The 21,739-nt window shown below is 59.4% G+C and carries 18 protein-coding genes and 1 tRNA gene; 6 read left to right on the top strand and 13 right to left on the bottom strand.

Annotated features, from left to right (window positions below; genetic code table 11):
• Nucleotides 1-190: 190 nt before the first annotated feature.
• From RVY79_RS10560 to RVY79_RS10520, 9 genes are all read right to left on the bottom strand, one after another.
• Nucleotides 191-1,132, bottom strand: a complete 942-nt coding sequence (locus RVY79_RS10560) for a GIY-YIG nuclease family protein (RefSeq protein WP_317464094.1) — start codon at nucleotides 1,130-1,132, stop codon at nucleotides 191-193.
• Nucleotides 1,133-1,148: 16 nt separating this feature from the next.
• Nucleotides 1,149-2,558, bottom strand: coding sequence for a restriction endonuclease subunit S (locus RVY79_RS10555; protein WP_317464093.1), 1,410 nt, complete (start codon nucleotides 2,556-2,558; stop codon nucleotides 1,149-1,151).
• On the bottom strand, nucleotides 2,555-3,535 hold the full coding sequence (locus RVY79_RS10550) for an Abi family protein (protein ID WP_317464092.1): 981 nt from the start codon (nucleotides 3,533-3,535) through the stop codon (nucleotides 2,555-2,557). Before RVY79_RS10550 ends, RVY79_RS10555 begins: the two co-directional genes overlap by 4 nt.
• A gap of 136 nt (nucleotides 3,536-3,671) precedes the next feature.
• Entirely contained in the window at nucleotides 3,672-5,651 is a 1,980-nt protein-coding gene (locus RVY79_RS10545; protein ID WP_317464091.1) for a class I SAM-dependent DNA methyltransferase, read from the bottom strand.
• Between the two features lie 116 nt (nucleotides 5,652-5,767).
• Nucleotides 5,768-6,436: a GntR family transcriptional regulator gene (locus RVY79_RS10540; protein WP_317464090.1), complete on the bottom strand. Its 669-nt coding sequence runs from the start codon at nucleotides 6,434-6,436 to the stop codon at nucleotides 5,768-5,770.
• 63 nt (nucleotides 6,437-6,499) lie between these two features.
• Nucleotides 6,500-7,687 carry an alpha-hydroxy acid oxidase gene (locus RVY79_RS10535; RefSeq protein ID WP_317464089.1) on the bottom strand — a complete coding sequence of 396 codons (1,188 nt, stop codon included), beginning with the start codon at nucleotides 7,685-7,687 and terminating at the stop codon, nucleotides 6,500-6,502.
• Nucleotides 7,688-7,713: 26 nt separating this feature from the next.
• Entirely contained in the window at nucleotides 7,714-8,994 is a 1,281-nt protein-coding gene (locus RVY79_RS10530) for a TRAP transporter large permease (RefSeq protein WP_317464088.1), read from the bottom strand.
• A complete protein-coding gene (locus RVY79_RS10525) occupies nucleotides 8,991-9,509 on the bottom strand; it encodes a TRAP transporter small permease (protein WP_317464087.1) in 519 nt (172 codons plus the stop codon). Before RVY79_RS10525 ends, RVY79_RS10530 begins: the two co-directional genes overlap by 4 nt.
• Before the next feature lie 72 nt (nucleotides 9,510-9,581).
• Nucleotides 9,582-10,586 carry a TRAP transporter substrate-binding protein gene (locus RVY79_RS10520; protein WP_317464086.1) on the bottom strand — a complete coding sequence of 335 codons (1,005 nt, stop codon included), beginning with the start codon at nucleotides 10,584-10,586 and terminating at the stop codon, nucleotides 9,582-9,584.
• Nucleotides 10,587-10,885: 299 nt separating this feature from the next.
• On the opposite strand from RVY79_RS10520, the gene RVY79_RS10515 reads away from it, so the two are divergent.
• The gene (locus RVY79_RS10515; RefSeq protein ID WP_317464085.1) at nucleotides 10,886-12,034 is read left to right on the top strand and encodes a hypothetical protein; all 1,149 of its coding nucleotides are present in this window, start codon (nucleotides 10,886-10,888) and stop codon (nucleotides 12,032-12,034) included.
• A gap of 101 nt (nucleotides 12,035-12,135) precedes the next feature.
• Here RVY79_RS10515 and RVY79_RS10510 read toward each other — a convergent pair whose 3' ends face one another.
• Nucleotides 12,136-13,878: a sodium:solute symporter family protein gene (locus tag RVY79_RS10510; RefSeq protein WP_317464084.1), complete on the bottom strand. Its 1,743-nt coding sequence runs from the start codon at nucleotides 13,876-13,878 to the stop codon at nucleotides 12,136-12,138.
• A 293-nt stretch (nucleotides 13,879-14,171) separates the two neighbouring features.
• Between RVY79_RS10510 and RVY79_RS10505 the strand changes: the two genes are divergently transcribed.
• Complete coding sequence (locus RVY79_RS10505; RefSeq protein WP_317464083.1) at nucleotides 14,172-14,930, top strand: sporulation protein; 759 nt, start codon at nucleotides 14,172-14,174, stop codon at nucleotides 14,928-14,930.
• A 249-nt stretch (nucleotides 14,931-15,179) separates the two neighbouring features.
• Here the strand turns inward: RVY79_RS10505 and RVY79_RS10500 are convergent, their stop codons facing one another.
• The 3 genes from RVY79_RS10500 to RVY79_RS10490 all read right to left on the bottom strand — a co-directional run bounded on the left by RVY79_RS10500 (nucleotide 15,180) and on the right by RVY79_RS10490 (nucleotide 16,148).
• Nucleotides 15,180-15,371 (bottom strand): hypothetical protein, encoded by a 192-nt coding sequence (locus RVY79_RS10500; protein ID WP_317464082.1) that lies wholly within the window; start codon nucleotides 15,369-15,371, stop codon nucleotides 15,180-15,182.
• Entirely contained in the window at nucleotides 15,368-15,958 is a 591-nt protein-coding gene (locus tag RVY79_RS10495; protein ID WP_317464081.1) for a hypothetical protein, read from the bottom strand. Before RVY79_RS10495 ends, RVY79_RS10500 begins: the two co-directional genes overlap by 4 nt.
• A 113-nt stretch (nucleotides 15,959-16,071) precedes the next feature.
• Nucleotides 16,072-16,148, bottom strand: a tRNA-Ile gene (locus RVY79_RS10490).
• A 95-nt stretch (nucleotides 16,149-16,243) separates the two neighbouring features.
• On the opposite strand from RVY79_RS10490, the gene RVY79_RS10485 reads away from it, so the two are divergent.
• The 4 genes from RVY79_RS10485 to RVY79_RS10470 all read left to right on the top strand — a co-directional run bounded on the left by RVY79_RS10485 (nucleotide 16,244) and on the right by RVY79_RS10470 (nucleotide 21,739).
• A complete protein-coding gene (locus RVY79_RS10485; RefSeq protein ID WP_317464080.1) occupies nucleotides 16,244-16,852 on the top strand; it encodes a hypothetical protein in 609 nt (202 codons plus the stop codon).
• A gap of 3 nt (nucleotides 16,853-16,855) precedes the next feature.
• Nucleotides 16,856-17,596 carry a 4'-phosphopantetheinyl transferase gene (locus tag RVY79_RS10480; protein WP_317464079.1) on the top strand — a complete coding sequence of 247 codons (741 nt, stop codon included), beginning with the start codon at nucleotides 16,856-16,858 and terminating at the stop codon, nucleotides 17,594-17,596.
• A gap of 217 nt (nucleotides 17,597-17,813) precedes the next feature.
• Nucleotides 17,814-19,907, top strand: a complete 2,094-nt coding sequence (locus tag RVY79_RS10475) for a TonB-dependent receptor (RefSeq protein ID WP_317464078.1) — start codon at nucleotides 17,814-17,816, stop codon at nucleotides 19,905-19,907.
• Between the two features lie 236 nt (nucleotides 19,908-20,143).
• Nucleotides 20,144-21,739, top strand: a complete 1,596-nt coding sequence (locus RVY79_RS10470; RefSeq protein WP_317464077.1) for an aspartate aminotransferase family protein — start codon at nucleotides 20,144-20,146, stop codon at nucleotides 21,737-21,739.

Genomic DNA, 21,739 nt, shown 5'->3' with positions numbered 1-21,739 from the left:
TCCACAGGGAGGCGTCAGAGACGCTGGCCATTTAGAAGGCGTGTCGGTCGAGAAAAGAGAGTAAGCGTTATCTCTCACCGGTTTATATAGCGTGATGAAAACGGCCTTCAAGGCCGCTTTCACGGATTTTTTTAAACTGTGATCTCGCCAGCGCCAGCGGGGGCAAAAACGAGGATTGTAGCACTATATGTCAGTCCGACGACTGGTCCGTTGATGACGCAGCGGCACTCACTTGTCGATCCTGCCACTCACCATAAGTCAGGCCGCTGTCTTCCACCTTCCAGGAGATCCGACCATTGGCGCTGCGGCCGGAGACCACTGCGGCGGCAGCGCTGGGACTGCTGAAGCTCTGGTCCTCGCTGAACACTCGGCCACCTTCGCTACCTACTATCAGCGCCCCATCCTCGCAGAGCTGGTTGTAGAGGCTCTGGTAGCCGCGTTCGGTACCGGTCCAGCTGCCCCGAGCCAGGGAGCCCTTGAAAACATAGAACTCGCCGTCAATCTCCTGCCCGATGGCGCGGATGCCGTGTCGTGGCACTTCTAGGGTGAAACGGGGCGATGTCTCGGGTTCGACAGCCGAGGCCACATCAGACTCCTTCGGGGGGCGGGAGGTCTCACGCAGAAAGTCGAGTCCGAGCACCGGCAACACGGTGCGGATCTGCTCCAGGAAGAACGCCATGTCGGCACGATCCGACTCGGGCAGGTTGATATAGTCATGGGAGGTACCGTTGATCAACTTGCAGCGCCCCACCTGACCGGCGCTCTGGATCAACAGGCTCTCCAGATACTTCACATGGGCCTTGGTGAGGTTCTGGTCTTTGCTGGTGACCAGGCAGACCTTCTCCCAGAAATCCTTGCCACCCTTCTCCTCTGGGCGATTGTGTTGCTTTAGACGCATGGCCACGTCATCGCTCTCGCCGATGTAAACAAGCGGTCGCAGGCTGTTCTCGGGATCCGGCCCTACCAGGAAGTAGATACCAGTGCGCCCGCACTCCGGGCGTTGCACCAGCTCGCTGAGCTTGCTGCGCGGCCCGGTAAGCACATGTCCGGTCCAATTCATGATCTCGGCGGTGAGCAGGCCGTTGGGCACGCCATCTACCAGAAACAACCGAATGCTGCGCCCCTGCGTCATGGTAATTCCTTATTATTTAACTGTATGTGGCGTGCTCTTCCGCCGCCATCAACATCTCGCCTTCGGAGTACGCATCATATGCAGTGCCCTGCCAATTGCGGACGTCGATCTTGCCGGTGACAGCGGCGGATATCAGGGCGGAGCGGCGCTCTTGGAGTAGCAGCACTGCTTTCTTTGCGTCGACCAGTAGTCTGTCAATATTCGGAATCAGGTTCGCAACCCTAGTCACAATGGCCTCTTGCTCGGCTACAGGAGGGAGTGCTATCGGGGTTCTTCTTAATGAATCCAAGGTAATTTCCTTGAATGTCGCCCCTTTTGCCATTTCGCCAAAGTAAGACTGAGTCGGGTTGGACCTCATTGAAAAAAGAAGAAAATCAGACAAAACTTTCTCCCCAGGACTTACCTTAGCGGTCCCCTGAGTCAAATTAGCGCCGCCCAATCCCTCTGGGACTTTCAAGCACTTTCCTATCGTAGCCCGAATCGCAACAACAACATCCCCACGACTCACCTTTGAGCGCTTATAGGAGCGGTCAACATCAGGAGATGTTTTCGAATAACCATGCAGCGACAGCTCATCGCCAGACATGTCACTTGTTTTGATGTAGGGGACACCTCCTTCATAATCAGGTCCAGCCTGCACAATACCGTAAGTAATAGAAGTAGCTGGATTCACGACATGCTTAAGCTGCTTTATCTCCCAATGCGCAGGTACTTCCCCTAGCCACTCCACCCCGGAGTCCTTCATAGGCACCCCGGGGGCCAACCCCTTGGTGACAGCATGAGAGATCACCGCCTGACGCTTTTCCTTGAGCAGCTCGATCAGGCGCTGTTGCTCCTCCACCAAGGCGTCAATACGGGCGGTTTCGTGGTCGAGGAAGGGGGCGATGAGGGCCTGTTCTGAGATTGGCGGCCACGCCAAACCAAAGTTACGCAAGAAGTCGTCAGGCACGCGCTTCTGGCCGCCCGCGCCATACATGTGCGACTCCCCCAGCTCTCTAAACGGCCGCGAGGAGATCACGCGGTAGAGGTAATCACCGGTCACTTGGGAGGTTTCTGGGCGTGCAACAGTCAGCTCTGTTGTACCGAAACCAATCCCGTCACGGAGGTTCCGCATGATGGCCCCCTTGCCGTTTTCAAAGCAGGGGGTGATTTTTGCAAAGGTCACATCACCTTCGCTGAAGTAGGTGTAACCATCAATGACACTGCCTAGGGGGCGGGCCTGAGAGAGATCGAGAGAGCCTTCCTCGCCAACGGCCTCCATCGGAATGAAGCTAACTTCCCTCGTGTCAGGCAAGTGCCGAATTTCCGACTTGGAAGGGTTAAGCGTGGCCACAAACCGCATACGCTTTACTTGCCAATGCGCCGGCACATCTCCCAGCCACTCGACACCGGAGTCCTTGTACTCGGGGTATTTCGGGAAGCTCATGCCTTTGCCCCCTCCCTTGCGTTCATTACTGCCTCTTGCCAGAAAGGTTCTGTATCCCAATGCCCAGGGAAGCCCATATGCGGGCGTGAGACTTGGGGGTAGTGATCCAGCAGTGCCACCAACCTCTCGGCCCACTGGCTATTAGGCGACACGACCTGCATCAGCGATTCGATCACCACGAGCTGGAGATACAGGCGCCGTCGAGGGTCGAGACGCTGATCGGGGTGCTCATGAGACCCCGTCTCGATGCTACCGGGGATGCTCGGCCAGCCGGCCGGAACCTTTCTCGGCATCTCGGGGCGGCTACCGAATTCACGGTTCCACACTCGGCCATGGTGGGCACAGACGTTGCGTAGGTCAGACAGGCTGCGGAACCAGGAACGCAGCACTCGCATCTTCCAGCCAAAATGGAGCTCGATACGCTGAGTATCATCAGGCAGCCGTAGCTTGGCCAACAAGGTCGAGACTTCCTTGAAGGTCAGCAGCTCCACGGCCATCCAGATGGGCGGCTGATTGGGGGCTGATCGGTACTTCGTGCGATAGTGCGCCAGGAAGGTCTCGATCTCCCGCCCCTTGGCCGCGTTCTCCAGCTTCTCCAACAGCCATCCATGGTTGTAGCGAGTGTCGAAAATATCGGGATCCAGGTAGCCGTGAGGGCCATGGTGCTCGGCCAGGGTATTGGTCAACTGGGCGCGTAGCGCGACTTCCAGCCTTTCGATGGCATCAAGCAGCAGCAGACGAAGCTCACGATCGAACACATAGAGCCTCAGCACATCCTCGAAAGAGGTACCCTCAAGAAAACGGTGCTCCTGGAGGCCTGGCTGGTAGAAGGGACGCGTATAGGCTGAAAGGCGGAAGTAGCTGATATTGGCCAGGTAGTGACGCACCCGTGCCTCATCGGATATCGCCAGGCCACGGCTGCATAGCGTTGCGATCTGCTCATCAATGCTGTGTGCAGGCTTGTGGAAATCGCTCATACACGACCTCCGGACACAAAAAACCCGCCAAAGTGTGCTTCAGTGAGAGGCATGGCGGGTGTGTTACCCGGCATGCTATGGAATATCCCTTTAATTGTCAATGACTGTCTAAAGCAATGCTGAGCCGCGCCCTTTCTCATGCCGACAGCTCCTCGATCATCTGCTTGATACGGTCTGTACAGGCCTTGAGGTCGGCGTCGATCTCTTCCAGTGGACGCGGCGGCGTGAACTGGTAGAAATGCCGGTTGAAGGGAATCTCGAAGCCGACGATGCCGATACGGCCGTCCAGCGGGTCGCGCTTCTCCTCGTCGATCCAGGCGTCAGGGACGTGGGGCTTTACTTCGCGCTCGAAGTAGTCGAACACCGACTCGCCCAGCGGCACGTTTTCAAAATCACGCAGTCCAGTGTCGGGCTCGGGATTGCCCTTCTTGTCACGGCAGATATCCGCCTCTGGATCACGCTCGGAGAGGGCGTTGAGAATGGCTTTTTGTACTGGCGCGCCGATCTTCAATCCGACCTCCGCCAAGGCGGTTTTCAATGCCTGAGTGAAGGCGTCACGGTTGGTATAGACCTGCTCAGGGTCGAAAGTCGCGCAGGCACCCTTGAGCGCTTCGCGCTCTCCCGCGTCGAGTTTCTGAATGGCCTTGTCGTCATCGAGCTGTGCCAGGCGCTCAGGACTGGCCTGGAAGTTGAGGCGCAGCGGGCGCTCTACGGTGATGCGTCGGTAGCCGAAGGCCTCGATCGGGAAGAGTTTGCTCTCCTCGCTTTCCTGGAAGGTGCCGTAGAGCCGTACGATTTCTTCGATATCTCGATCGGCAACGAACTGCCGCTTGCTGCCCAACGATTTGCGCATCTTGCTGGCGCGACCGGTGGCATCGATCAGTTGTAACTGGCCCCGGCGCTCGGCGGACTTATTGTTAGAGAGAATCCATACGTAGGTGGCGATGCCGGTGTTGTAGAACATGTCCGTGGGCAGGGCGACGATGGCTTCCACCAGATCGTGCTGCAGTAGGTAGCGACGAATTTCGGATTCCCCGCTGCCGGCGCCGCCAGTGAACAGCGGCGAGCCGTTTAAGATGATGCCGATACGCGAGCCACCTTCCTGGCGGGGGCGCATCTTGCTCACCAGGTGCATCAAGAACAGTAACGAACCATCCGAGACACGCGGCAAGCCGGGGCCGAAGCGACCATCGTAGCCCTTGTGCTTGTGCTCGTCGGTGATCACCTTCTGTACCTTCTTCCACTCCACCCCGAACGGAGGGTTAGAGAGCATGAAATCGAAACGTTCACCGGCCAGTTGGTCATTGGAGAGCGTATTGCCCAGCTTGATCTGATCGACCTCTTGCCCTTTTATCAGCATGTCGGCCTTGCAGATCGCGTAGGACTCGGGGTTGAGCTCCTGGCCGTGCGGCGAAACGCTCATGCCGCCGCTAACCTGCTGCATGTACCCGTCGCTTTCGGAAAGAAAGCCTCCCGTCCCCGCCGTCGGGTCGTAAACTTTCACGATGCCGTCATGAGTGAGCTTGTCATCCTGCCCGGTAAGCACCAGCGAGGTCGTCAGGTGGACGATATCGCGCGGGGTGAAGTGTTCCCCGGCGGTGTCGTTGGAGCTCTCGGCGAACTTGCGAATCAGCTCCTCGAACACCAGCCCCATGCCGTAGTGGGAAAGCCGCTGGGGGCTCAGGTCCATGGCAGCAAAGCGCTGCACTACTTGATAGAGCAGATCGCCAGCACCGAGCTGCTGGACGAAGTTCTCGAACTCGAAGTGCTCGAAGATTTCCCGTGCGTCCTGACTGAAGGACTGCACATAGCTCAGCAGGTCATCGGCGGTTTGGGTATCGGACAGCGTCCCCAGACTCAGCGGTGATGCGTTGAAGAAGGGGTGTTCGGCCGCGCGCAGCAGCAGTTTCTCGCGGACGGGGTCTGGCTTGGCCTGGTGGGTATGCGCCGCCGTCAGCACGGCCTCCTTGGAAGGCTCGAGCACACATTCCAGGCGCCGCAACAGCGCAAACGGCAGGATAATGCGACCATACTGGGATTGCCGGAAATTGCCGCGTAGCAGGTCCGCCACGGACCAGATGAAGGCGGCCAACTGAGAATGACTCTCCGTATTCAAGGTGCTTCCCCGCGTGCTTGATGCTGAGTTATGGGCAACATCATACACAGCCAGGCACGGTAACGGGGAGGCCTACGGTTCGCCCTCGCTCGATGGAGAGCCCAGGCCCCACCCCCTCAAGACAGATATTCCGAGTAGCTTTCGGCCAGCTTCTGGATGTTCTCGTCCATGTATTGCAAATGCGCTTTCATGGCGCTTTCCGCAGCGTCGGGATCGCGGTTGGCGATGGCGTCGATGATCCGCGTGTGTTCCTCGACGATCGCGGGCACGCGCTCTTCGTTGAGAAACAGCATCCGCACTCGGTTGATATGCAGCTGAACGTGGTAAATGATTTGCCAGACTGAGGGTTGCCCAGCGATGTCGGCAATCTTCTGATGAAGCTCTTCGTCGAGGGTTTCGATCTTGTAGTATTGCCCTTGCCGATACACGAGCCGCTGATGCTCGAGATTGTCGTACAGATCTCGAGCATCGCGGTCGCTGCATTGCGTGGCGGCGTCGCGTATCAGGGCGCACTCCAGTACCGAGCGCGTGTAGTGGGCCGCCTTGATGACATCGAGCCGGATGGGCGTCACGAAGGTGCCGCGCTGGGCGAAGATATCGACGAAGCCGTCATAGCGCAGTCGCATCAGGGCTTCGCGAATCGGCGTGCGGCTGATGCCGAACTCTTCCGACAGCGCTTTTTCATGAATCCTTTCACCGGGTTTCAGTACGGTGGTGATGATCTTGTCGCGTATATCGCTATAGGCACGATCACTCGACGACCGTTCCTGCACCCCTTTCATCATGCTTTTGGCTCCTGGCTGACGCGGCAGATTACGCTCTGTTACCGCCCATCCTACCCTGCCGCCCTAGGCGGGGCTAACCGTTTGCGGCGCGCACGCATCGCGTATCAACGAGCGGTCGAGTTCCTGCAGGTTGCTGCATCCGAGAAGCCCCAGAGTGCGGTCCATCTCCTTGTGCAGTAAGCCAAGTGCATGCTCGACGCCCGCCTGGCCGCCCGCGCCGAGCCCGTAGAGGGTCGTGCGGCCGAGCAGCACTGCGTCCGCCCCCAGCAGCACCGCCTTGAGAATGTCGCTGCCGCGTCTGAAGCCGCCATCCAGCAAGATGGTGAGCGCATCGCCGACGGCGGCCCTGACCTCGGGGAGGATCTCCATCGGCGAGACGGAGCTGTCCAGTTGGCGTCCACCGTGGTTGGACAGCACGATGCCATCGATGCCGTATTCCACCGCCGTGCGGGCTTCTTCCACCGACAGGATGCCCTTGATCAGCAGGTTGCCGGACCAATTGTCTCGCAGCCAGCGAATGTCCTCCCAGTTCAGGGAGGGCATCAAGTGCTTGCCTATCTCGGCGGCCGCGCCCTGCACGGAGGAATCCTCGGGCGGCAACAGATCCCCCAGGTTCTTGAAGGTCGGCACACCATGCGGATACAGCACATCCTTCATCCAGCCAGGCCTGCTCAACGCATGCAGCTTGTTGCGCCAGTTGAGCACGAAGGGGCGCGCGTAATTGCGCGTGTCCCACTCCCGGTTGCCGTAGATGGCGCTGTCCGTGGTCACGACGATGGTGTCGTAGCCCGACGCCCGACAGCGGTCGACCAGGTTCTTCACATAGTCATGGTCGCGATAGAAGTAGATCTGCATCCATGGCCATCCACCGGGGACCTTGGCGATCTCCTCCAGCGGCTCGGTAGAGGCATTGCTCAGCGTGAAGGGAATCCCCCGGTCCGCCGCAGCGCGGGCCAATTTGGAGTCTCCGTCCTGGGTGATCATGCCGTTGAACCCCGTCGGCCCGATCACGACCGGCATGCTCACCCGGTGGCCCAGCAGGTCTCGGCCGAGATCCCGCTGACTGACATCAGTCAGCGTCTTGGGCGTGAACCGGTAGCGGTTGAAGACGGCCCGGTTGTTGAGCAGGCTGACTTCGTCATCGGCGCCGCCATGAATGTATTCATAGACGAAGTTCGGAAGCCGTCGGCGTGCGATCTCGGCAAGCTCCGCGATGCTCAGTGCCTGATCGTAGCGCCGTCTGCGCGGCATGCTTCTTTTCATGTCAGCTCCATCGTTCAACCGTTGTGCAGAATACTTAAGGGATAGGTCACGATCTCGGGGAAGAGAATCAGTGCAAACAGGATCGCCACGTACATCAACAGCATCGGCCATATGCCGCGCGAAATGTCGATGATGCTGATTCGGCTGATGCTGCACCCTACATAGAGCACCGTGCCCACCGGCGGTGTAATCAAGCCGATGGAGAGGTTGATGATCATCACCACACCGAAGTAGATGGGGTCGATACCGAGCTGCTCGACCACCGGGATCAGCACGGGCGCGAAAATCAGCACGGCGGGTGTCATGTCCATCACGCAGCCGAACAGCAGCAGTATGACCATGATGATCAAGAGCATCAGGGTCGGGCTGTCGGTAATGCTCGTGAGCCCTGCCGCGATCTGGGCGGGAACCTGCGCTACCGTGATCGCATACGCCGTGACAATGGCCGCCGAGGCGATCAGCATCACGATGGCCGTGGTCTTGGCGGTATTGGTGAGCACTTCGAAAAGCTGCGTCAGGCGAATTTCTCGATAGCAGAGGCTGATCAACAGCGCGTATACCGCGGCGACGACGCCCGCTTCTGTCGGCGTGAACACGCCGCCACGCAGCCCCACGATGATGATCAGCGGCAGCAGCAAGGCCCAGAAGGCACGCTTGAAGCTGTGAAGCCGCGCCTGCCAGTTGGCACGCTCGAGCCGCTTGGTATCGGCTTTGCGCGCGACCAGCCACCAGGTGAACGTCATGCCGATCGCCATGATGATCCCGGGCACGATGCCGCCCATGAACAACCCGGTAATCGAGACGCCGCCCACGACCCCGTAAAGAATCAAGGGGATGCTCGGGGGAATCACGGTGCCCACGATGCCAACGGACGCCACCAGGGCGGTCGAGCGTTTCTTCTCGTAGCCTTGCGCCACCATCATGGGAATGAGGATCGAGCCCAGCGCCGCGGTGTCGGCAACGGCAGAGCCGGATAACCCGGCAAAGATCACACCGGCCACGATGGCGACATAGCCCAGGCCGCCTTTCACATGGCCCACCAGTGACGAGGCAAAGTCGACGATGCGCTTGGAAACGCCCCCGGCATTCATGATCTCGCCGGTCAAGATGAAAAAGGGAATGGCCATCAAGGCAAAGCTATTGGCGCCGGTAATGAAGTACTCTGCCAATGTCGTGACATTGAACATTCCCTGGGTCCACATCATCACGACAGCAGAACTGAGCATGGCAAAGGCGATCGGCATGCCGATCAACATCAACGCGAACAGGACGGCAAGGAAGACGACGACCATCATAACGCGGACTCCTGGTCATGATCATATGCCCACGAGGGGCCATTGCGACCAGTCAGAACAAAGCTCAACGCTTGATACGCCATCACCGCGGACATCAAAATCGCAGCGATCATGCCGGCATAGTAGTAATTATTGATGGGAATATCGGTGGCGGGCCCTGTAATCCCCACATTCAGCTCGATCAGGACCAGAAGCCCTTTGACCACGAGGGTCATTACCGCCACGGTCAGGGCCGTCGTCAGCAGGAAAAGCAGCTTCTGAAGCCAGCCGGGAATGTGGCGCACCAGGATATCCACGCCCAGGTAGCTATGCTCCATCACGGCGAGGATGGAGCCCAGGAACACGACCCATACGAAGAGGTATCGCGCCACCTCACTGGACCATGTCAGCCCGCTATCGAAGGCATAGCGGAGCACGACATTGGTAAAGACGAACCCCACCATCAGCACCAGGGCCACGGCAATGGCCAGCCTGATGGATGTTTTCAAGAAACCGAACAAGGTCGTCATCGACATGAAACCACCTCTCATCTACTCGGTTTTGCCATGCGAACTCCAGGAGTTCGCATGGCATGCGTATGACGAACCTCAGGAGCCTTCACGTACCATCTTCACCATGTCTTCAGCCCAGTCGTACTGACTGTAAAAATTGTCATAGATCGGCTGCACTGCCTCTACCATTGCATCATGGAGTTCTTGGCTCGGCTCCGTCACTTCCAACCCAGCCTTCTCGAGTTCCTTTTTGATCTCTGAGGCGGACTCACGCATTAGTTTCCACTCCATCTCCATGGATTGGCGAGAGGCTTCCTGGATGACGTCTTTCTCGTCATCGCTCAGATTGTTGTAAAACTTTTGGTTCATCAGGTACACGTTGGGGCTGAACATGTGCCGGCTTTCCAGCACATTGTTCTGCACCTCGTACCAACCCGAGCGATAAAGCGTGGCGAGAGGATTATCCTGCCCGTCGATCACTCCCTGCTCGAGCGCCGGGTAGACTTCGGACATCCCCATGGTCTGCACGTTGGCGCCTAACGCCTGCCCCACTTCCACGTACAGTTCCAGGTTGGGCATTCTCAGCTTGAATCCATCGAAGTCGTCCATGCTGTCGATTTTTTCCTTGCTCGAGAATACGCGGAACCCATTCGCCGTCCACGCCAAGGGCTCTACACCAAGCTCACGAAAATAGGGGTCGATCTTCTCGCCGACAGGCCCATTAAGCATGGACTGTGCTTGGTCATAATCTTCGAAAAGGAATGGCCACTCAGGAAAGCCGATTTGCGGCTTGGCAGTCTGTAATCCCATTCCGGCAATTGCCATTTCGATGCTGCCGGTTCTTACCCCATTGGTGTATTGCCGTTCATCACCGAGCGAGCTGTTCGGATAGATCTTGACTTGCATGTCGGAGTGGCTCTCGACATACGGTTTGAATTTCTCACGAATGGCAACGTTTTGAGGATGATCTTCCGCGAAATAACTCGCGACCTTGATGGTTGCAGAGCTCTGCGCGTAGACATGTCCGGCGAACATGGCCGTGCCCATCAAAGCGGAACCAACTAGAGTGCGGCCTATGATGGATGAGAGTGAGTATGTCATTTGTTGTGCTCCCCGTTAGCTGATACAGACGCTGGCATCGGAGGCTCCCTTTAGAAGCCAGCTGATATACTAGTATTCACTTTGTGTCGCGCCTAGAAAGACTTTTGTCTAAACACGGGGCGGCTTAGCTTGTGCCTTGTTACGGGGAGTGGTGTTAAGGCTTAGAATTCTGGGAAGGAGGCTGACGCCATCCGCTATTGCCATGACAACCTTGGTACCTCGCCCTTTCCGGGGTACCTTTACGCGCCTCACGGGCCGTTACCCGTGCCTGCCTCCACCTTACTTTCAGGATTGCATTGATGGACGACTCCCTGCTGGTCAGCCTCCGCCGCTATCGCCCCAGAGAGGGCCGCGACAGTCTCGAGGATTACATCACCGAGATTTTCGCTTGGCTGCTGCGCAACTCCCGCGAGGTGGCCGATACCTTTCTCGAGACCGTCATGGCGCGTGTACCGGAGGCGGATCGCATCGCGCTGCCCAATGCCGATCAGGACATCACCTGGGACACACAAACGCCCTATCCCGGCGCGCGCCTCGACATGCTCGCCCAGTGGCCGGGCGGCGCACTGCTTTTCGAGCACAAGGTACACGCGCCGCTCTCGGCCGAGCAGGTAAACAAGTACCGCGACCTGGCGGCGTCGGAATTTCCCGGTCGCGCCGCGCGGGTGATCGTGGTCTCTGCCAATACCGGCCAGCATCGGCCGGAGGCGCATGGCTGTCTGTGCTGGGAAGACGTTTATGAGCTGCTAAGGGAAAGACACGAGACACTGACCGCCCCCACCGATCAGTTTCATATCGCGAGCTTTCTTGCCCTGCTGAAACACGAAGGCTTGCATCCTGCAGCGCCGATCAGCCATCAGGCGGTGGCTTTCTATCCGTTGGCGTGGCGTTTCCCGGAACAACTGGCGGCCGCGCTGACCCCACTGGCGCGCGAAGAGTGGCCCTTGATGGAGCGCTATGAAGGTCGCGGCCCCACCACGCGTTGGGGCCGGCTGGGTTTTGAGCTGATTCCCGCGGGCGGCCCACTCAATTGGATGCCGGGGCTGTTCGTCGGGGTGATTCTCGATGGGCGCGATCACCTCGTGCATAAACGACATACCGACCAGGTGATGCTGAACGTCATCCTCGACTTCTCGGTCAAGCTGCACGACCTCTACCCTGGGCTCTCGACCTACCAGCGACTCGTGCACCAACTACAAGAGCGGACGCCTCACAAGGGATGGCGCTTCTACGATCACCTCGAGGACTCCCCGGCCAATCGCCATCATCCCTTGTACCTAGAGACGCCCCTGCTCGAGGTGCTGCGCGGGACGACCACCATGGAAGAGCAGCGCGACGCGATTCGCCGCGCCGTCCGTGATGCGATTGACCTGCTACAGCAAGACAACGCACTGAAGGCGCTCACCGACGAGGTTCGGCAAAAAGCAGCCTTGTTGACCGAGGCCTGAAGCCCATAATGAGGAAGCGTCAGTCCAGTGACTAGCCATCCGGGTGGCTGACAATCCGACGGGTCGAGGGGCTTCCTCACCATCAACGCCAAGAGAACCACTCAGGACTTCGCCATTCGGGCGCTACCGACGTCTGCACTGCGTGCTCTCACCAGCCAGAAGCCCACCGCGCCGGCGATCACCAGCATGACGCCGCAACCCGCCGCCAGCAGGTAGGCGCCGGTCACCGCGCTATCGGCCACGCCGAAACGTCCGGCCAGCGTCGCCAGCGAGCTGGCGTACTGCCACCACAGAAAGGCCCCCACCGCGACACCGGTAAGCATGGTCGCCACAGCCACCCGTCGGCTGACCGCCGCCCAACTGCGCTCGTTCTCCACCGGGCTGCGATGCAGGAAGGCGCGGTACTCACTCTCTGCCTGGCTGACGCGGGTCAGCTTGGAGGCAATCACGATCGCCGCCAGCGCCACCAGGGTGCTCAGTATCACCGGGTGGAGATATACCGGCAGCGAGACCCACTCGGCTTGCTTCATCAGCGACAGGATCAAGTTGCCGACGAAACCAACCCCCAGGCCCCAGCCGGCACCGGCGGCGGTAATCCGACGGCTCCAGATGCTCATCAGCGCCACCGGCCCCCAGGAGGAAGCGAACAGCGTGGCGGCGAACCACACCACTGCCATTACCGCCGGCGGTTGGAAGAGCGCCAGCAGCAGCGCCACCAGCCCGGCCGCCAGCACGCCGATGCGGCTCGCCCGCATGGCACTGCGCTCGCTGCGCGAAGAAGGCAGGATATCGTGGGCAAGGCTGAAGCCGATGATCGACAGGAAGGTCGAGCACGAGGAAAGTCCGGCGGCAAACACGCCGGTGAGGATAATGACACCGAGCCAGCTCGGCAGCACGTTGAGCGCCGCCCACACCATGGCACGCTCGCCGTCGAGCGTCGGATCGTAGAGGTTGATCGCTGCGCCGGTCATCATCATCAGCGCATAGAAGATCGCCAGCACCACGGCGGTGAGCATCGCCGAACGCATCACGACGTGCTCGTTGCGCGCCATCAGATAGCGACTCGCCTGCCAGGGACTGGCCGCCAGTACCGTGGCCCATACCAGTCCCAGCGTCAGCCCCCAGATGAGCGCCTCGCCTGGCGAGGAGAAAGTCGCCCCCTTGCCTTCGATCACGCCGTGCCACAGCGCGATGCCGGGCTTGTCGGACTGCGCCAGCAGCCCCTCGATCACCCCTGACCAGCCGCCGAGGTCATTGATGATATAGAGCGAGCCGCCCACCGCCGCAATGGAGAAAATCACGAACATCACGGTGTCGGTCAGCACCACGCCCTGGGACCCGGAGTACAGAATGAAGCCCGTGTAGGTGAGCCATACCAGCACCAGTCCAGCCCAATAAGGCAGCCCGGTGAGCTCCTCGAACATGATGCCGGCCCCCTGCATCACGCCCAGCAGGTAAGCCCCCAGCCCGAATACGGTGGTGAGCCCGGCAATCATCTGCACGCGCTTCGAGGCAAAGCGCTTGCCGAAGAACTCGGGCACCGTCAGCGCCTCGCTGCGACGCAGGTAGCGGCCGAACACCAGCGCACCGAGCAGACAGCCCGAGGTGCTGATGGCGGCGAAGATCAGCATGACAAAGGGATAGCCATCGTAGGCGAAACCCGTCTCGCCCAGAAAGGCGCTGGTACTCAGGTAGCTGGCAACCAGCGTGCCGAGGATCATCAGCGTGGGAGCGTTACGCCCAGCGACCAGGTAGTCGTCGAGATCCTTGACCCGGCGACCAGCCAGGTTGCCGATAATGAAATAGCCGATGAGGCTCAGCACGATGGCTGTGGTATAGACCATGGCGAATGACACTTGTTGTTGAAATTCGCCGTCATGCTAAGCACTTATATATGGATCACTATCTTCTTTGCGACATACACCTCAATCAACGCGACGCGCCCTTCTTTCATCGTCATTACCGGCCATGGAAATCTCCTTTTCACCTTTCCAGAAATGGCATCAATGGCCGCGCCCCGAAAGCGGCTCGGTTATCGGACACCGCGTCGTGCAGTGTCAAAAACAACCTGTAAGATGCAACACTGTCCAGGCACTCGCGTATTTGACGAGCTGAGGCAGTAAACCCAGGAGGAAGCATGTTCGATAAGGTAATGGCCGCGATTGGCATCGGTAACGCTCAGGTAGACACACGTTTGGCGTCCAGCGTGATTCGCTCTGGTGAGACCCTCGAAGGTGAAATCCACATCCAGGGCGGCAACGTCGCGCAGGAGATCTCGGGGCTCGTGCTGAACCTGATCAGTGAAGTGATCAAGGAGGTCGATGACAAGAAGATTCGAGTACCACATACCTGGGCCCGTCTCGCTCTGACCGATCCTATGACCGTGGCGGCCGGCGAGAGTCATGTCGTCAACTTCTCGATGGAGATACCTCTACTCTCACCGCTATCGGTCGGCCACCAGCAACCCAAGACCTGGGTGGCGACACGAGCCGACATCGACAAGGCCATCGACCCCCGCGACCGTGACCCTCTGGAAATACGCCCCGGAGTTCTGCATGAAAAGCTCTTCAATGCCATGAAGGCGCTGGGCTTTCATCTCAAAGGTGCACCGCTGGAGGCCTCTCGCCGCAACCCTTCGACAGGGTGTGTCCAGGAGTTCGAGTTCAAACCGGGCCAGGCCAGTCGATTCGGGCACCTGGATGAGGCTGAGCTGGCCTTCTTGCCTTCACAGGAGGGTGTTCTGGATTTGCTGATACAGCGGGACACTAAAGCGCGTGGACTAGGTTCGATGCTGGCAGAAGTGAGCGGTTCCGACGAGAAGTTCTACCGTGTCAGCTTAAGCGGCAATGAAAGCCAGGACCAACTGGAGACCATGCTCGCTCAAGCCTTGTCCTGAGGGGTCTTGCCACCTGGCAAACGCGGTCAGGTGGCATTGTCTTCAGCTAGTCCGTTGCTTCACACCCATCGCAGATACAATGGCCGACTGCCTGGCGACGCCAACGTCGCGACAGGCGTGCGTCCGGTTCGGGCCACATAAGCTCGGATAGCACGTTGGTATCCAGAACGATCATGTGTCGAGAGCCGGCGCGCGAGGGTGCATATGTCGATGATCGTCACTCTGCAAAGCTACACACTTGGAGGGAAATCAGTCCGGTGCCTGGCCGCCGGGTGAATGGCGATCAATCTGATCAGGAGCGTCCTCGCCAACTAACATAGGCTTATCGTCCTCCCAGATAACAGCATAGTGACCCAAGCGCTGCTTGCGCTCCAAGGTCTCCGACACAGCAGCACGGAGGCTATCCAACATTTCCTGAGTATCAGGTGAAAGCTGAGTCATGATTGTGTCTCCCGAGTGAGAACATTAAACAGCATTTCATTAAGAACTTGCCGATCTTCACCGCACTGCTCAAATACAGGTTCCGGCGCCCCACCACTATTCATGAAGCAGCGTGTGCGGCTAACCAGAGGTGCATACAACGTCAGCAAATTATGCAGGCTACGCGGAAATCGACGCTGAATGTCTTTCAGGGGAATATCATGGCCACCGTGGGAAACTCGTTCGGCAACGCGTAACCTCGACATGTCTAGCGATGGTAGTGCCAGGTAAACGAGCTCAACTCTCCAGCCTTCAGCCAACAAGCGTTCCACGAGCTTTGAGTAGCCACGCCCTGCCAGGGTCGTCTCAAAAGCGAAGTCCTCTTCCTCACCGATGGCTTCTTCAATTTCTTGAAGGAAGATACGGCTAGCAGCAAGGAGTTCACGTTCTGGAGCCAACGGGGAAAGACCGGCAGCAATAAGGTCCGCGTTGATGAAGCGAGTACAATTGGCCACTTGGGGAAGATAGTTAAGAGCAAAGGTTGTCTTGCCAGCTCCATTTGGCCCCGCAACGATCCAACAAGTCGCTCTACGAACGTTATGGGTCACTGCGCATCCCTCCTGAATGGGCACATACAAGAAGTGTCCAAGCTAGCCCGTATTCGCTACGGTCAAGTCTAGGCTATAGGTCAGGCAGTACGTCAGTCGACTATTAAAATGTGTGGTGGGCCCAGGCGGACTCGAACCGCCGACCAAGGGATTATGAGTCCCCTGCTCTAACCAACTGAGCTATAGGCCCTGACGCAACGGGGCAGTATCATAGCGGATGCCGATAAACGAGACTAGGGGTGATTGGCCCTTGGAGTGTGATTCCATCCCATGGAGGGTTTGGCGATGTATCAAATGAAGCGAATGGCACGTCGTGTTGCTGGGGTAGCGGCGTTGGGCGTGGTCGCGCTGCCTTGCGTGGCACAGGCGGATTGGCAGCTCGATCCGGCGCGTTCTCACGTCGAGGCGACGATCACCGAGATCACCTCATCCGGCGCAGAGGTGGCGCATCATCACGCGCTGAAGCGCATGAACGGACATATCGCGGAGGATGGCACACTGCGCTTGCCGATACGGCTCAATCAGACGGATCTCCTTGAGCAGCTAGGCGAGCTCCCTGTGTGGATGCAAAGCCTGACGGATACCGAGCTGACCACGGTGGTCACGCAACTCGACCCCCAGGTGCTCGACGACCTGCCCGTGGGCGAGTCCCGTACCGAGACACTGATGCTCAGCGTGCAGAATGGCGATGCATCGCAGCAGGAATCCTTGAAGGTACATTTCACGCGTGAGAGCGAAAACGAGATACGCGTACGCAATGCCGAATCGGTGTCGCTGGATGGCCGCGCGATCATGCAGAACCAGACCGCGCGCACCGTGCTCGGGATGCTCGGCTATCAGCAGATCGACGACGAGGTACCGGTCGAGCTGGATGCCGTATTGGTGGACCGCTAAGCGATGCCCGAGGTGTGCGCTCTCCCCGCCGGGTGTCAGGGCTGGCAGACTCAGTGGCCTTGGCCGCGTCCGCTGGCGGGCGTCGCCTGGCGCGGGGTGGATTTCACGGTGCCCTCGATATGCGAAGCGGACTTCGCCGCCTGGGGCATCGAATTGCCGGCACGGCTGGCCACGGCAATCGCCAAGCGCCGGGGCGAGTTTCTGGCGGGACGCTTGTGCGCCCGCGAGGCCTTGCACGCCGCCACGGGGCGTGGCGAGGTGCCGGGCATTGCAGCCGATCGTGCGCCTTGCTGGCCCGAGGGCACGCTAGGAAGCATCACCCATAGCAGTGGTTTCGCCGCCGCCCTGGCGGCGCCGCGGGGCGTATGGCAAGGGTTGGGGCTCGATGCGGAAACGCCATTGAGCCCCGCGCGCGCCGAACGCTTGGCGCCGCAGATTCTCACTCCGGAAGAACGTGCATGGCGCGATGGCCTCGACCGCGACGCCCAGGCGCTGTTCACTACCCTGGCATTTTCCAGCAAGGAGAGCCTCTTCAAGGCGTTGTATCCCTTGATCGGCGTGCGCTTCTACTTTCAGGACGCCGCGCTCGTCGAGTGGCATCCCACCACGGGGCATATCACGCTGCAATTGCGTCGTACCCTCTGCGATGGCTGGGCGGCAGGCGCAGCGCTCGAGGGCCAGTACACCGAGACAGCCTCACGCCTGTTGAGCCTCGTGGCCATTCCTTCGAGTTCAATCCGGTAATCACTGGGCAGCTCGCCGCGTTTGGCTTCACTGCCACCTACCTCCTTCTTCCCTTCTCCTGCTTCTCCAGCTCCTGGCTCCTGGCTTTCTACTTCCTACCCCTTAGCTTCTATTCTCGCACAATAATCTAAATAACAATCGTTATTATTGAGTTTTAATGCCCACCCTGTACCCTAGATAGCGCTTGAAAATAACGCTCAATATCAAGGGGATACTAATGAAAAAGACACTTACCTTCGGCCTCATCGCGGCGGCCGGTAGCTCGGTGTTGCCTGCTCAGGCACAGGATACGCAAGACACCATGGTGGTGGTCGGCGCGCGTACGCCCACGGAGATCAGCCAGATTCCCGGCGCGGCATGGGTAGTGGATGAAGCCCAGCTCCAGCAGCAGCTAAACGCGGGGCAGTCCTTGAAATCGGCCTTGGGGCGGCTGATTCCTGGCTTCGACTTCGGGTCGAGCACCAATCGCACCAACTATGCGCAGAACTTTCGGGGGCGCGATGCGCTGGTGATGATCAATGGCGTGTCGCTGAATAGCTCACGCAGCCTGTCGCGGCAGTTCGATTCCATCGACCCGTTCAATATCGCACGCGTCGAGGTGCTTTCCGGCGCCAGCAGCCTGTATGGCGGTGGTGCCACCGGGGGCATCATCAATATCGTTACCAAGAAAGGTAAGGAAGGCCTCCACTTCGAGAGCGAGCTGGGTGTGACCAGCGGCTTCAACGACTCGGACGATCTCACCAAACGGGCGGCGCAGTCCATTGCGGGCGGCAACGAACGCGTCCAGGGGCGCCTTGCCATCGCGGTACAAGAGAACGGCTCCTTCTACGATGCCGATGGCGAGATCATCAAGCCCGACATCGCCCAGTCAGGCCTGCAGGAAAACCGCTCCGTCGATCTCATGGGCAATCTCGCCGTGAAGATCAGCGAGAATGAACGCCTCGATGTCACTGCGCAGTATTACGATTCGGCCTATGCGGGCGACAAGGGACTGTATTACCCGAATTACGATAGCGGCGCGACGTATTCGGAGAAGATCCAAGGTAGCGAGGTCCGTGACGGCTACGACTCGGATGTCGACCCCGAGACCGAGCGGCTGTACCTCAACGCCAACTATCATCACGATGCGCTTCTTGGCCAACGCTTCTATTTCCAGGCCTATCACCGCGAGGAGTCCTCGGTCTTCAATCCGTTCCCGGGCGGAAGCACCTTTACCGTCTCGGAGCAGAACACCGACTTGACCGGCGCCAAGGCGGCGTTCACCGCGCAGCTCAGCAAGCCGTTGAGCGTGACCTACGGGCTCGATCTGTCCCGGGAGGAGTTCGATTCCAAGCGCTATACGCTGGCGCCTTCCGAGGGCGGTCTGGAACTCGACCAGATCGGCGTGCTCGATCCGTATTACCCGTCGTTCCAGGCCGATACCCTGGCCGCGTTCGCCCAGGCAGAATATCAGCTCACCCCGAACCTGCAGCTCTCCGGCGGCGCGCGTTTCGAGCAAACCGATGTCGAGGTCGAACCTCAGGGTGGCAACGACGGCGGTTCCAACAGCTACGATGTGTCGCTGTTCAATCTCAAGGCGCTTTACGACTTCCATAATGGCCACCAGACCTGGCTGTCGTACACTCAGGGTTTCGAGATTCCCGATATTGCCAAGGCCTATCGCGGGGTCAGTTTCGACATCTCGGACAACCCCGTGGACGGCATCAAGACCCAGCAACTAGAGACCGGATGGCGCTTCAACGGTGGCAACTGGCAGACGCAGGTCGCCGCCTACTATAGCTGGTCGAACAAGGCGATCGATTACGTCTACAGCAACGACGGCAATCTCGAGATCGGCGTCACCACCATCGACAAGGACGTCAGAACCTACGGATTGGAAGGCAAGGTCGAACGTTACTTCGGCCAACATTGGACGCTGGGTTCGACGTTCAACGCCGTGAAGTCCGAGGAGAAGATCCGCGGTGACTGGAAAAACGCCAGCATCACCGAGGCCAGCATGCCCAAGACGACCCTCTACGGCGAATGGTCGGACATCGACACCCGCGCCCGCTTGCAGGTCAATCGCGCCTTCGATATCGACGATGCCTCCGGCAATGAGCTCGACGGCTTCACCACGGTCGACGCCACGGCCAGCCAGGACACGGCCTTTGGCACGTTCAGCCTGGGCATCGAGAACCTGCTCGATGAAGACTACGTGACGATCTGGGGCCAGCGTGCCGCCGTGTTCTATGAAGCCTATGGCGCCCAGTCGCTGTGGGATCTCAAAGGCCGTGGGCGCACCTATACATTGAGTTGGTCGCACACTTACTAATCCCGACTTTTCGACCGGCGCATCGACAGCGGCCTGCTTCCCAAGCAGGCCGTTTTTCATGGCACATCAAGACATCACTCAAAAAAATTCGTCCTCCCGGTTCAGAAAGCATGCATGGCTGCGTCTTCCTGTAGGCAACATAAATTTAGTAACGATTATCATTAACATAGGGAAGTATATCGCAACCTCATAATGCCCGTTGCGATCTCTCACGCCACCAGGACACAGGTGATGCCATGAGCCAAAACGCTGCCATTCGGATGGCGCCTCTTTCTTCCCGGCCGCTCGCGTCTCGGAGACAAGCGAGTGAACTGGCGCGCCAAGCGCTTTTCCTGCCGCGCAATGCCGATGCCTATCGTCACGGCATGCTGCGCTGTATCGAGCTCGTGCAACGCAAGCTGACCGAGACCGGCCAACCATTCTCAGGCATCTCGCCGAGCGAGATGCAGCAGCGCTTCGAGGGGCTGGACCTGGACCGCCAGCTCGGCGATCTCGAGGCGGTGCTATCAGAAGTCGAACGACTATACCTCGATGATGCGGTGTATTTTCATCACCCGCGTTATGTCGCTCACCTCAACTGCCCGATCACCTTGCCGTCGATCCTCGCCGAGGCAATCGCCACGCCGATCAATACCGCCGTGGAAACCTGGGACCAAAGCGCGGGGGGCACTTTCATCGAGCAATCGTTGATCGACTGGACGACCCGGCGGATCGGCCTGGGCAACAACGCGGATGGCGTCTTCACCAGCGGGGGTACGCAGTCCAACCTGATGGCTCTGCTGATCGCGCGGGATCACTACTGCGCGTCGCTTGAAGGGCATCCCGGCAACCGTGACCATGGCCTGCCCGCCGAATCGCCCCGATTGCGCATCTTCGCCTCCGAGGTGAGTCACTTCAGCTTGCAGAAGGCCGCAGCATTGCTGGGCCTTGGTCATCGCGCCGTGGTGCCCGTTCCTTGCGACGAGCACTACCGCATGGATAGCCAAGCGCTGGCGCAGGCACTGGCCGAGAGCCAGCAGGCAGGGTTACTGCCGATGGCCGTCGTCGCGACGGCCGGCACCACGGATTTCGGGAGTATCGACCCGCTCGGGGATATCGCCACGCTGTGCCATCGGCATGGGGCCTGGCTGCACGTCGATGCCGCGTATGGCGGCGGCTTGTTGACGTCGACGTGCCACCGCCACTGGCTGGCCGGTATCGAGCGGGCGGACTCGGTTAGCGTCGATTATCACAAGTCCTTCTTCCAGCCGGTGAATTGCAGCGCCTTCATGGTCAGCGAGCGCCAAAGGCTCGGCTACGTCACTCACCATGCCGACTATTTGAACCCCGCCAGCCAGGACGAGGACGCGCCACCGGATCTGGTCGACAAGAGCCTGCAGACCACACGCCGCCTGGACGCGCTGAAACTCTGGATGACCCTGCGCCTCTTGGGGTCGGATGCTCTGGGCGAGCTGTTTGACCGCGTCATCGAGCTGACCCGTGAAGCTTATCGCCTGCTCCAGGCGGCCCCGGATATCGAGATCATCGCGGCGCCGCAGCTTTCCACGCTGGTATTCCGCTACAAGCCGCGTGACGACGCCCTCGATGAGGCAACGCTGGATGCGCTCAACGCGCATATTCGTCGGGCCCTCTCGCGTCACGGCGAGGCAGTCGTCGCCGCCACCCGCGTCCAGGGGTGTCAGTATCTCAAGTTCACGCTGCTCAACCCGGACACCACCGTCGACGACCTGGCCGCCATCGTGACCCGTATTCAGGACCATGGCGCCGACTTCCTGAAACGAGAAAGTGTCGCGGCGCCCACGCGACACGACCTCGCCGCCGCCCTTTTCTGA

This window comes from Chromohalobacter sp. HP20-39, from assembly GCF_033052815.1.
In the GTDB taxonomy this organism is placed as follows: Bacteria; Pseudomonadota; Gammaproteobacteria; order Pseudomonadales; family Halomonadaceae; genus Chromohalobacter.
This window is presented reverse-complemented; position numbering and strand designations above follow the sequence as displayed.

What these genes read in the sequence shown, in the direction of transcription:
- RVY79_RS10560 (WP_317464094.1), bottom strand. Translation starts at nt 1,132, where the DNA reads ATGACGCAGGGGCGCAGCATTCGGTTGTTTCTGGTAGATGGCGTGCCC.
- RVY79_RS10555 (WP_317464093.1), bottom strand. Translation starts at nt 2,558, where the DNA reads ATGAGCTTCCCGAAATACCCCGAGTACAAGGACTCCGGTGTCGAGTGG.
- RVY79_RS10550 (WP_317464092.1), bottom strand. Translation starts at nt 3,535, where the DNA reads ATGAGCGATTTCCACAAGCCTGCACACAGCATTGATGAGCAGATCGCA.
- RVY79_RS10540 (WP_317464090.1), bottom strand. Translation starts at nt 6,436, where the DNA reads ATGATGAAAGGGGTGCAGGAACGGTCGTCGAGTGATCGTGCCTATAGC.
- RVY79_RS10535 (WP_317464089.1), bottom strand. Translation starts at nt 7,687, where the DNA reads ATGCCGCGCAGACGGCGCTACGATCAGGCACTGAGCATCGCGGAGCTT.
- RVY79_RS10530 (WP_317464088.1), bottom strand. Translation starts at nt 8,994, where the DNA reads ATGATGGTCGTCGTCTTCCTTGCCGTCCTGTTCGCGTTGATGTTGATC.
- RVY79_RS10525 (WP_317464087.1), bottom strand. Translation starts at nt 9,509, where the DNA reads ATGTCGATGACGACCTTGTTCGGTTTCTTGAAAACATCCATCAGGCTG.
- RVY79_RS10520 (WP_317464086.1), bottom strand. Translation starts at nt 10,586, where the DNA reads ATGACATACTCACTCTCATCCATCATAGGCCGCACTCTAGTTGGTTCC.
- RVY79_RS10515 (WP_317464085.1), top strand. Translation starts at nt 10,886, where the DNA reads ATGGACGACTCCCTGCTGGTCAGCCTCCGCCGCTATCGCCCCAGAGAG.
- RVY79_RS10510 (WP_317464084.1), bottom strand. Translation starts at nt 13,878, where the DNA reads ATGGTCTATACCACAGCCATCGTGCTGAGCCTCATCGGCTATTTCATT.
- RVY79_RS10505 (WP_317464083.1), top strand. Translation starts at nt 14,172, where the DNA reads ATGTTCGATAAGGTAATGGCCGCGATTGGCATCGGTAACGCTCAGGTA.
- RVY79_RS10500 (WP_317464082.1), bottom strand. Translation starts at nt 15,371, where the DNA reads ATGACTCAGCTTTCACCTGATACTCAGGAAATGTTGGATAGCCTCCGT.
- RVY79_RS10485 (WP_317464080.1), top strand. Translation starts at nt 16,244, where the DNA reads ATGTATCAAATGAAGCGAATGGCACGTCGTGTTGCTGGGGTAGCGGCG.
- RVY79_RS10480 (WP_317464079.1), top strand. Translation starts at nt 16,856, where the DNA reads ATGCCCGAGGTGTGCGCTCTCCCCGCCGGGTGTCAGGGCTGGCAGACT.
- RVY79_RS10475 (WP_317464078.1), top strand. Translation starts at nt 17,814, where the DNA reads ATGAAAAAGACACTTACCTTCGGCCTCATCGCGGCGGCCGGTAGCTCG.
- RVY79_RS10470 (WP_317464077.1), top strand. Translation starts at nt 20,144, where the DNA reads ATGAGCCAAAACGCTGCCATTCGGATGGCGCCTCTTTCTTCCCGGCCG.